The following is a 10,618-nucleotide window of genomic DNA, read 5'->3' as shown; positions in this document are numbered from 1 at the left end:
GGGCCGCGGCGGCCGGGCCGCGGCCGGAGGAGTCCTGCCGGCCGACGTGGCGACCGGCACGCCGCCGGCGGAACCGGTGCGCTGCCGGCGGAACAGGTGCGCCGCCGGCGGAACAGGTGGGCGGCTCATCGCACCTCGTGGGCTCACAGCTCCTTCAGCCGGTTCACGATCTCCTGGAGCAGTTCGGGCGCGGCGGTTCCCGCGACCGCCGCGGGGCGGGGCGGGTCGATACGGATCAGTCCCGCGTCGGCCAGGTCGCCGAGCAGCACTCGTACGACGGTCAACGGCAGATCGGCGTCCGCGGCCAGCTCGACGACGGGGCGGGGGCCGCGCCGGATCAGGTCGAGCAGCGCGGCGGGGGCGTGGGGCAGATCGGGCGCCACCGCCCTGGCGGGGGCCGGGAGCGGCGTGGGGGCGACCGGCACATCCGGAACGACCGCGAGTTCCGGAGGGACCGCCTTGTGCGGGGCCGTCGGCTCGTCCGGAGCGACCGCCTCGTGCGGGGCCGTCGGCTCGTTCGGGGCCGTCGGCTCGTCCGGAGCGACCGCCTTGTGCGGGGCCGTCGGCTCGACCGGGTCCGTCGGCTCCCGTGGGGCCACTGCGGTGACTCGGGACATCAGGTCGATGGCGTGCCGGGCCGGGGGGCGGGTGCGGCCCCGGGTCACGGTGTAGGGGCGCACCAACGACCCGGTCTCGTCCTCGTACCAGTGCTCGTCCCTCACCGTGGGATCACGAGTGGGTCCGGGCCGCGGCGTCCAGGTGGGTGCCGAGACGGCGGACCAGGAGCGCCATCTCGTGGGCGAGCTGGCCGACGTCGGTGCCGGCCTCGCTGAGCACGGCGAGCCGGCTGCCGTGACCGGCCGGGGTGATGAAGAGGTACGCCTCGTCCAGCATCACCATCGTCTGGCGCACCTCGCCCGCGCCGAACCGCTCCCCCACGGAACCGGCGAGGCCGTGGAAGCCGGAGCAGACGGCGGCCAGATGTTCGATGTCCCGTCGGCGCATACCGTCCGAGCTGCTCAGCGGCAGGCCGTCGGCGGTCAGCAGCACGGCCTGGCGGACGTGCTCGGTGCGGGCCACGAGGTCGTCCAGCAGCCAGCCGAGATCCGTACCCGGAGCGCCGGCGGGCGCTGCGGGCTGCTGCGCGGTCTGCTCGTCACCGTTCGTCATCGGTGTCCGTCCCTTCGTCGGCGGGGCTGTTCGCGGGGCCGGTGCTCGCGGCACGGCCGGCACGGGGGGCGGGCAGGCCCTTGCGGCCACGGTCGAGGCCGCGCTGGAAGGCGCCGAAGATCGCGCGTATCTCCTCGGCGTCGACCTCACGCCCGGGATCGTCCGCCGCCGGCTCGTCCCGCAGTTCCGCGGCGAGCGACGCCTGCCGGGTTCGGATGGGCAGGGCGGGAGCGGGCATCGCCTCGGGTGCGGCGTCGGAGGCCGAGCGCGGCACGGGACCGGAGGCGGAGGCCGACCGCGGCATCAGGCCGGAGGCAGAGGTAGAGGCGGAGGCGGAGGCCGACCGCGGAACCGGGCCGGAGGCAGAGGCAGAGGTGGAGGCCGACCGCGGCTCCGGCTCTGGAACCGGAATCTGCTCTGGAACCGGATTCTGCTCCGGCACCGGAATCGGCACAGGCTCCGGCTCCGGCTCCGGCTGCCGCTGCGCCAGCACGCCCTCCGGGAGGCGGACCACCGCCGTCGTCCCCCCGTACGGGGAGTCCTTGAGGCTGACCTCGATACCGTGGCGGGCGGCGAGACGGCCGACGACGTACAGGCCGAGCCGGTCGTGCCGGGTGGGGTCGAAGGCGTCCGGGTCGGTGAGGGTGCGGCGGGCTTCCGCGCGCGCCTCGGCGTCGAGACCGAGCCCGCGGTCGTCGATCTCCACCACGAACCCGTCGCCGACGCGCCCGCTGCGCAGCGTGACCTGGGTGTGCGGCGGTGAGAACACCGCGGCGTTCTCCAGCAGTTCGGCGATCAGATGGACGACGTCGGCGACCGCCTCCGCCGCCACCCCGACCTCCGGCATCGGCGGCACGACGACACGCCCGTAGTCCTCGATCTCACCGACGGCGGAGGCGACGACGTCCGCCACCGGCACGGGCCGGCGCCAGCGGCGGCCGGGTGCGGCGCCGGAGAGGATGATCAGGCTCTCGGCGTGCCGGCGCATGCGCGTGGTCAGATGATCGATGCGGAACAGCTCGCGCAGCACGTCCGGGTCGTCGGTGCGCCGCTCCAGCGTGTCGACGAGCTTCAGCTGCCGGTGCACCAGCGCCTGGTTGCGTCGCGCGATGGTGAGCAGCACCGCGAACTGCCCCCGGCGCAGTGTGGCCTGCCGGACGGCGGCCTCCACGGCGGCCAGCCGGGCGGTGTTGAAGGACCGGCCGACCTGCCCGATCTCGTCGTCACGGACCTCGTCGGTGGCGAGCGGCGGCGCCTCGGTGACCGCGTCCACGTCCTCGCCCGCGCTCAACCGCCGCATCACGTCGGGCAGCTGGCGCTGCGCCAGCAGGTCGGCGGCGTCCCGCAGCGTCTCCAGCCGGCGTGAGACGCGCCGGGCGCCCCGGACGGCGAACCACAGGGACAGCCCCACGGCGGCCAGTCCGACGGCGCCCTCGACGGCCGCCTTGGTGAGTTCCCGGTAGGCGAAGCCGCGGCCACGGGCCGCCGAGTTCTCCGCGGCGCGGCTGCACAGCCGCATGTACCGCTTGACGGCCCGGTCGGTGGTCGACCGCCAGGTGTCCGCCGCGACGGCCCGGCCGGCCCCGTCGGCACCGGCCCGCAGCAGCGCGTCCTCGCCCCGCTCCAGCGAGCGGTGCGTCTCGTCGCGCCGGAACTGCTCGAACAGGGCGCGCGAGTCGGCGGGCAGGTCGGGCACGTAGGTCCGCTCGAAGACGCGCCGGTCCTCGATCGTCGCGGTGAGGGCGTCGTACTGCCGGTCGGTCAGGGTGCCGGCCGCCCGCGCCCCGGCGACCAGGGCGTCCTCGCGGGAGACGAACTCGCGTACCCGGACCAGCTCGACGACGACCTGGGCCTCGCGGGCGAGCTGGCCGGCCTGGAGGGCGGTGAGCGTGGACTGGACGTCGAAGCCCGGCTCCACGAGCGCGCTGTACTCCGCCACGGCCCGGTCCCAGGAGATGTGCCGGGCCAGCACGAGCGAGCGCAGCCCCTCCAGCCGGTCCGTCGCACCGGCCATGGCGTCCAGGGCCTGTCGCTGCCGGGCGGTGAGCTGGTCCCGGTCGCCGCCGCGGACCGCCTGCCACATGGCGTCGACGGCCCGGTCGGTCCGGCGCTGCTGGCCGAGCAGGTTCCCGGCGGCGGCCGGGTCGGGGCGGGCGCCGAGGTAGGCGGCGGACATGCGGCGCTCGATCTGGATCTGTCCGATCGCCGTGTCCACGGGGGTGCCGAACTCCTCGTAGACCCCCTGGAGCCGGACGAGCGCGCGCAGCTCGGCGGTGACGGAGACCATGGCGAAGCTCCACAGGGCCATCAGGGCGAGGGCCGGGGCGAGCGCGAGCGCCACGATCCGGGTCCGGACGGTGGTGGGACGGCCGAGGGGCCAGCGCATGGGTACCTGCCGGTGTTACCTGTCGGTAAGAGTGCGGGCCAACATACGGGACGGTCACCCCGCACCGCAATGGTGACCTGCGGTAACCCTGAGTTCCAGCTCAACCACCCTCAGTCCGGGCGCGACCAGGCCGCACAGCCCCCTGCCGTGACCCCGGCCAGGCTCTGCGCGACCAGGCCGCACAGCCCCCTGCCACGACCCCGGCCAGGCTCTGCGCGACCAGGCCGCACAGCCCCCTGCCACGACCCCGGCCGGGCTCTCCCGTACGGTCCGGCCGGGGGCCGCCCCGACCGGGGCGGGGGACGGTACACCGATCGGCAGCGGTCCGCCGGCGCTCAGGGCCGCGGAGCAGCGCCCGGGCCCGGAGTCCGTGCCCTACCCCGGCGCCCCGGAGGAGAAGCGGCGCAGCAGCGGGGACAGCACCAGGACCGACTTGGTCCGCTCCACGAACGGCTCCCCCGCGATCCGCTCCAGCACCCGCTCGAAGTGGCGCATGTCGGAGGCGAAGACCTGGGCGATCGCGTCCGCGTCGCCGGTGACGGTCGACGCGGCCACGACCTCCTGGTAGCGCTCCAGACCCCGCTGGATGGTCTCCGGTGAGGTGTTGCTGCGGCAGTAGATCTCGATGTACCCCTCGGTCTCCCAGCCGAGGGCCGCGGGATCCACCCGGACGGTGAATCCGGTGATGGCTCCGGTGGCCCGCAGCCGGTCCACGCGCCGCTTCACCGCGGGCGCGGACAGGCCGATCGTCTGCCCGATGTCCGCGTAGGAGCGGCGGGCGTCCTCGGCGAGGGCGTGCACGATGCGTTCGTCGAGATCGTTCAGCACAGGGGGTGGTTCACTTCTTCGGTTCGGTCACTTCTCTGCCGTCACCGCGAGGTCCTCGTCGGTCGCGAGACGGGAACGGCGATAGCCGTACACGAAGTAGAACACGAGGCCCACGGCCATCCAGACACCGAACACGGTCCAGGTCACGGCGGACAGGCTGGCCATCATCCAGGCGCAGCAGATGAAGCCCAGCGCGGGCAGCACCCAGCCCAGCGGGACGCGGAAGGTGCGCTTCATCCCGGGCCGGGTCCGGCGCAGCACCACGACGGCGACATTGACCAGCGCGAAGGCGAACAGCGTGCCGATGCTGGTGGCGTCCGCCAGCTGGCCGAGCGGGATCGCGGCGGCGAGGACGCCGCAGAACACGGAGACGATCACCGTGTTGGCGCGCGGGGCGCCGGTCTTCGGGTGGACCTTGGCGAAGATCTTGGGCACCAGTCCGTCGCGGGACATCGCGAAGAGGATGCGGGTCTGGCCGTAGAGCACGGTGAGGACGACGCTGGCGATCGCGATGACGGCGCAGAACGCCAGCAGGGTGCCCCAGAAGCTCTGCCCGGTGACGTCCTTCATGATCTGGGCGAGGGCGGCCTCGGAGTCGTCGAACTGGCGCCACGGCTTGGCACCGACGGCGACGGCGGCGACCAGCACGTACAGGGCCGTCACGATGACCAGGGACAGCATGATCGCGCGGGGCAGGTCACGCTGGGCGTCCTTGGCCTCCTCACCGGCGGTGGAGGCGGCGTCGAAGCCGATGTAGGAGAAGAACAGGGTGGCGCCGGCCGCGCTGACCCCCGCCATGCCGAGCGGCATGAAGTGGTCGTAGTTGCCGGACTTGAAGCCCATGAACCCGATGGCGCAGAACAGCACCAGCGCGGCGATCTTCACGCACACCATGATCGTGTTGGCCCGCGCGGACTCCTTGGCGCCGCCGAGCAGGAACGTCATCGCGAGCAGGACGACGACCAGGGCCGGCAGGTTGAAGACACCGCCGTCGACGCCGGGCGGGTTGGCCAGGGCGTCCGGGATGGTCACGCCGATGGTGCCGTCCAGCAGCTCGTTCAGGTACTCGCCCCAGCCGACGGCCACGGCGGCGACGGAGACGCCGTACTCGAGGAGCAGACACCAGCCGCAGACCCAGGCGATCAGCTCACCCATCGTTGCGTATGCGTACGAGTACGAGGAACCCGCGACCGGGATGGTGCCGGCCAGCTCGGCGTAGGACAGCGCCGAGAAGAGCGCGGTGAGGCCGGCGATCACGAAGGAGAGGGTGACGGCCGGGCCCGCCTTGGGGACGGCCTCGCCGAGGACGACGAAGATACCGGTGCCGAGGGTGGCGCCGATGCTGATCATGGTGAGCTGCCACAGCCCGAGGGAGCGCCGCAGCTGCCCTCCTTCGCCCTGGCCGCCCTCCGCGACCAGCCGTTCCACGGGCTTGCGACGCATGAGGCGCACGGCCACGCCCGGGGACGCTGGGGCGGCCGGAATCTCGTTCTGCGGGGGTGCGCCATGGTCGAGCACGCGTGGCTCCTTATCGCTGCCGGTCGGTTGCGTGGCCGGGCCGGCGGCGACGCCGGCCCGCGCGGCTGGGGACCGAAGGGCCTGCGAAGGCAGGAACCCGCCGAGCGGAGTCCCCGCCACACCACGTACTAGCGCAGCACCCTACGAGGCGGACCTTCACGGGCGTAATGCAGCAACCTTGCGTGTCCCCGCATGATCATTGCGTTCATCGCGGACGAATGACAGATCGTTGCGCCCGGGCTGCCGACCGTTGCACCGCGGCCCGCCGGGGCGGGTCCGGGAACGCCGACGGCCCCCGGGTCTCCCGGCGGGCGGGAGCGAAACGGGGGCCGTACGGACGAGGTGTGCCGGTCAGCTCCAGCTGGCGTGCAGGGGCTTGCCCTCGGCGTAGCCGGCCGCGCTCTGGATGCCGACGATCGCCTTCTCGGCGAACTCCTCCAGGGAGCCGGCACCGGCGTAGGTGCAGGAGGAGCGGACGCCCGCGATGATCGAGTCGACCAGGTCCTCGACGCCCGGGCGGGCCGGGTCGAGGAACATGCGGGAGGTGGAGATGCCCTCCTCGAACAGCGCCTTGCGGGCGCGGTCGTACGAGGACTCCTCCGACGTGCGGTTGGCCACCGCACGCGCGGACGCCATGCCGAAGGACTCCTTGTAGGCGCGGCCGCCCGCGTCGTGGTGGAGGTCGCCCGGCGACTCGTAGGTCCCGGCGAACCAGGAGCCGACCATCACGTTGGACGCACCGGCCGCGAGGGCCATCGCCACGTCGCGCGGGTGCCGGACGCCACCGTCGGCCCACACGTGCTTGCCGTACTTCTTCGCCTCGGCGGCGCACTCCAGGACGGCGGAGAACTGCGGCCGGCCCACACCGGTCATCATGCGGGTGGTGCACATGGCGCCGGGGCCGACACCGACCTTGATGATGTCCGCGCCGGCGTCGACGAGGTCCTTGACGCCCTCGGCGGAGACGATGTTGCCCGCGGCGATCGGCACCTGCGGGTCGAGGGCGCGCACCAGCCGGATGGCGTTGATCATCGACTCCTGGTGGCCGTGCGCGGTGTCGATGACGAGCGTGTCCACGCCCGCGTCGAGCAGCTGCTTGGCCTTGCCCGCCACGTCGCCGTTGATGCCGACGGCGGCGGCGATCCGCAGCCTGCCCTGCGCGTCGACGGCCGGGGTGTACAGCGTGGCACGCAGGGCGCCCTTGCGGGTCAGGATGCCGGCGAGCCTGCCGTCCTTGTCGACGGCCGGGGCGTAGCGGCGGTTGTGCTGGTCGAGGGTGTTGAACGCCTCGCGCGGGTCGATGTCGGCGTCCAGCAGGAGCAGGTCCTTGGACATGACCACTTCGAGCTGGGTGAAGCGGTCGACACCGGAGAGGTCGGCGTCGGTGACGACACCGACGGGCCGCTGTTCGTCGTCCACGACGACACCGGCGTTGTGCGCCCGCTTGGGCAGCAGTGCCAGAGCGTCGGCGACGGTCTGGTGCGGGGCCAGCACGATCGGGGTGTCCAGCACCAGATGGCGGCTCTTCACCCAGGAGACCACGTCGGTGACGACGTCGATCGGGATGTCCTGCGGGATGACCACGAGGCCGCCGCGGCGGGCCATCGTCTCGGCCATCCGGCGGCCGGCGATGGCGGTCATGTTGGCGACGACGAGCGGGATGGTGGTGCCCGTGCCGTCCGGCGAGCTGAGGTCCACGCCCTGACGCGAGCCCACCGCGGAGCGGCTCGGCACCATGAACACGTCGTCGTACGTCAGGTCGTACGGGGGCTGGAGGTCATTGAGGAAACGCACGTGCCGCACATCCCAGTCGATCAGAGGTGACCCCCGGACAGGTGTGCCAGGGGGAAAGAGCACGTACTTCATTCTCCCATGTCGTGGCCGGTGCCGTGCCCTGACAGAACCTCCAGGGTGGCAGTCGATCACCTAGGAGGTTCCTCCAAGGGCGAGGACCACGGTGAGGGAGGGGGTGCGGTCCACCGCCTCCGCGAAGACCTCCTCGGCGGTCCGCCACTCCTCCGGCCGCGCTTCGGCGTACGGCCGCCAGCCGCGTACGACGATCAGCAGTCCCCGCTCCACGGCTGCCTCCGGCCAGACCGTGTGGTCGGCGAGGGAGTCGGCCAGCGCGTCCCAGTTCCGGCCGAACCAGTCGGGCAGCGACAGGGCCCGGGAGACCCGGTCCATCAGGCCCGCTCTGCCCGTGACGCCGTCCAGGTCGAGGGTGACCGGGTACCGGCCGCCCAGGTCTTCCGTCATCTCAGCACCGCCCGGAACGATTCGTAGTGATCATCGGTGTAGTAGATCTCGCCGCCCTGCCCGGTGACGATGCGCCGGGCCCCGCGGTCGCGTGCTCCCGGTGTCGGCACGGTGTACTCGTGGTAGTAGCCGCGCCGGTGTCCGGGCAGGTGCCCCTCGAAGTTGCCGAAGACGACCCCGTCCTTGGCATAGGGATAGGGGCCGCCCCGGTCGATGAGGGTGAGCGTCCGGCGGGCCTCGGCGGGCAACCGGGACGCCGGGACGGTGTCCGTGCCCCGGGCCCACGCCGGGGTGGACATGCCCGGGGCGGTGGTGCCGCCCGGGGCGGACGAGCAGCCCGACAGCAGGACGGTGAGACAGACCAGCAGTCCCGCGAGAGCGCGGGGGACGAGCCGTGGCAGCATGCGCCGATGCTGCCACGGCCGTCCCGTCGCCACGGCGGCGCGACCCGCGGTCAGACCCCGTCCGGGTCCGCGCGGCTGAGCGCCGGCTTCGGCGTCGGGCCCGCCGTCATCAGGTAGTCGGCGGCCGAGGTGTCCGTGACCAGGCTGGTGACCAGCCCGGAGCGCAGCACCGCGTCGATCGCGGACGCCTTGCGCTGGCCGCCGGCGATGGCCACGACCTCCGGGACACGGCGCAGCTGGTCGGCCTTGACCGTGATGCAGCGCTCCCCGAGGTCCCGGCCGATCCGGCGCCCGTCGGCGTCGAAGAGGTGGGCCGACATCTCGGCGGCGACCCCGAGCGAGGCGTAGTGCGCGCGCTCCTCGTCGCTGAGCATGTCGTGCACGGTCGAGATGCCCGGCTCCCACGAGCCGATGGAGACACAGGCGACCGTGACCTTGTCGAAGTACTCGAAGGCCCGGGCGAGCCCGGTCTGGTTGCGCAGGGCCGCGGCGGTGGCCGCGTCCGGCAGCAGCATCGGCGCGTAGATGGGGTGCGCGTCACCGCCCGACACCTGGGCCGCCCGGCGCACCGCCTCCACCGAACCGCGCTCGGCGGTCCCGGCGTCGTACACGCCGGTCAGCTGCACCACCGTGCACGGCGGCAGCCGGTCCAGCGCCGCCGCCATGTGGATGGTGGACCGGCCCCAGGCCAGACCGAGCACGTCACCCTCGTCGACCAGCTCACCGAGCAGGTCGGCGGCCACCTCGCCGAGGTTCTCGGGGTCGGGCGTCTCCTCGGCCTCGGCCGGGGACTCGACCACGACGGCGTGCCGCAGGCCGTACCGGGCGCGGAGCGCGTCGGAGCGCTCGGCGTCCAGCTCGGCCGGCACACGGATCTCGATGCGTACGAGATCCCGTTCGAGGGCCGTCTCCAGGACCCGGGCCACCTTGAAGCGGCTGACGCCGAACTCCTCCGCGATCTGGATCTTGGACTTGCCCTCGAGGTAGAAGCGGCGGGCCATGGCCGCCGCCTGCACCAGCTCAGCGGGTCCCATCCGCATGGCTGACCGGCCCGCCGACATACCCGACACGGCGATCTCCTCACTGCTTGTTCACACTCTGGATTCGCCGTTCATCCTTGCAGATTCGGGGCGACTGATCCGCCCTGATGGGCGGCCTTCATTCAAGCGTTCACTTCGCCGTGGCTCAGTGGTCGCATGCCCAGGACGCCTGGGCGGTGGCCGCCTCCGCCTGCGTGCGCAGAGCGCGTACGGCCTCCGCGGGGTCCTGTGCCCCGTAGACGGCCGAGCCGGCCACGAACACGTCCGCTCCGGCGTCCGCGCACCGCTCGATCGTCGAGGCCGAGACACCGCCGTCCACCTGCAGCCACAGCTGAAGGCCGTGCTTGCCGATCAGCTCACGGGTGCGGCGGATCTTCGGCAGCATGATGTCCAGGAACGCCTGGCCGCCGAAGCCGGGCTCGACCGTCATGATCAGCAGCATGTCGAGTTCCGGGAGCAGGTCCTCGAACGGCTCGATCGGCGTGGCGGGCTTGAGCGCCATCGAGGCGCGGGCACCCTTCGCACGGATCTCGCGGGCGAGCCGCACCGGGGCGGCGGCGGCCTCCACGTGGAAGGTGACCGAAGACGCCCCCGCCTCCACGTACTGCGGCGCCCAGCGGTCGGGGTCCTCGATCATCAGGTGGCAGTCCAGCGGGGTGTCCGTCGCACGGGCCAGGGACTCCACGACCGGCACGCCGAGCGTGAGGTTCGGGACGAAGTGGTTGTCCATGACGTCGACGTGGAGCCAGTCGGCGCCTTGAACCGCCTTGGCCTCCTCCCCGAGACGGGCGAAGTCGGCGGACAGGATGCTGGGGTTGATCTGCACGGCCATGAGCCAAGCCTGCCATGCCGCCGCGCCGGGCTGTAGCGGCGGGCCCTTGACGTGGTGGTTCGGCTGCCGGCCGGTGGGAGGGATCGCGGAGGCGGCCGCTGTCCGCGGGCCGCCGGGGGGCGTCGCCGACGGGCCGCCGGGGGGCGTCGCCGACGGGTCGCCGGGGGCCGGCCGGCCGCGGGCC

At 73.0% G+C, this 10,618-nt stretch carries 10 protein-coding genes; all 10 read right to left on the bottom strand.

The window, feature by feature from the left end; genetic code table 11:
* Window positions 1–143 precede the first annotated feature (143 nt).
* The 10 genes from GT045_RS40480 to rpe all read right to left on the bottom strand — a co-directional run bounded on the left by GT045_RS40480 (window position 144) and on the right by rpe (window position 10,434).
* Window positions 144–722, bottom strand: a complete 579-nt coding sequence (locus GT045_RS40480; protein WP_345942677.1) for a DUF742 domain-containing protein — start codon at window positions 720–722, stop codon at window positions 144–146.
* Window positions 723–729: 7 nt separating this feature from the next.
* On the bottom strand, window positions 730–1,170 hold the full coding sequence (locus GT045_RS17855; RefSeq protein WP_161334777.1) for a roadblock/LC7 domain-containing protein: 441 nt from the start codon (window positions 1,168–1,170) through the stop codon (window positions 730–732).
* Window positions 1,157–3,556, bottom strand: coding sequence for a nitrate- and nitrite sensing domain-containing protein (locus GT045_RS17850; protein ID WP_161334776.1), 2,400 nt, complete (start codon window positions 3,554–3,556; stop codon window positions 1,157–1,159). Before GT045_RS17850 ends, GT045_RS17855 begins: the two co-directional genes overlap by 14 nt.
* A gap of 375 nt (window positions 3,557–3,931) precedes the next feature.
* Entirely contained in the window at window positions 3,932–4,384 is a 453-nt protein-coding gene (locus tag GT045_RS17845; RefSeq protein ID WP_161292561.1) for an Lrp/AsnC family transcriptional regulator, read from the bottom strand.
* Between the two features lie 27 nt (window positions 4,385–4,411).
* Window positions 4,412–5,902 carry an amino acid permease gene (locus GT045_RS17840; RefSeq protein ID WP_161292559.1) on the bottom strand — a complete coding sequence of 497 codons (1,491 nt, stop codon included), beginning with the start codon at window positions 5,900–5,902 and terminating at the stop codon, window positions 4,412–4,414.
* A gap of 351 nt (window positions 5,903–6,253) precedes the next feature.
* Window positions 6,254–7,696: a GuaB1 family IMP dehydrogenase-related protein gene (locus GT045_RS17835; protein ID WP_161292557.1), complete on the bottom strand. Its 1,443-nt coding sequence runs from the start codon at window positions 7,694–7,696 to the stop codon at window positions 6,254–6,256.
* Between the two features lie 132 nt (window positions 7,697–7,828).
* Window positions 7,829–8,158: a barstar family protein gene (locus GT045_RS17830; RefSeq protein WP_161292555.1), complete on the bottom strand. Its 330-nt coding sequence runs from the start codon at window positions 8,156–8,158 to the stop codon at window positions 7,829–7,831.
* Window positions 8,155–8,562, bottom strand: a complete 408-nt coding sequence (locus GT045_RS17825; protein WP_161334775.1) for a ribonuclease domain-containing protein — start codon at window positions 8,560–8,562, stop codon at window positions 8,155–8,157. The genes GT045_RS17830 and GT045_RS17825 overlap by 4 nt, the downstream gene beginning before the upstream one ends.
* A gap of 50 nt (window positions 8,563–8,612) precedes the next feature.
* Entirely contained in the window at window positions 8,613–9,623 is a 1,011-nt protein-coding gene (locus GT045_RS17820; RefSeq protein WP_161292577.1) for a sugar-binding domain-containing protein, read from the bottom strand.
* Window positions 9,624–9,747: 124 nt separating this feature from the next.
* The gene (gene rpe / locus GT045_RS17815; protein ID WP_161292551.1) at window positions 9,748–10,434 is read right to left on the bottom strand and encodes a ribulose-phosphate 3-epimerase; all 687 of its coding nucleotides are present in this window, start codon (window positions 10,432–10,434) and stop codon (window positions 9,748–9,750) included.
* Window positions 10,435–10,618: the final 184 nt, after the last annotated feature.

It is taken from the genome of Streptomyces sp. SID486, assembly GCF_009865385.1.
Lineage (GTDB): Bacteria > Actinomycetota > Actinomycetes > Streptomycetales > Streptomycetaceae > Streptomyces.
This window is presented reverse-complemented; position numbering and strand designations above follow the sequence as displayed.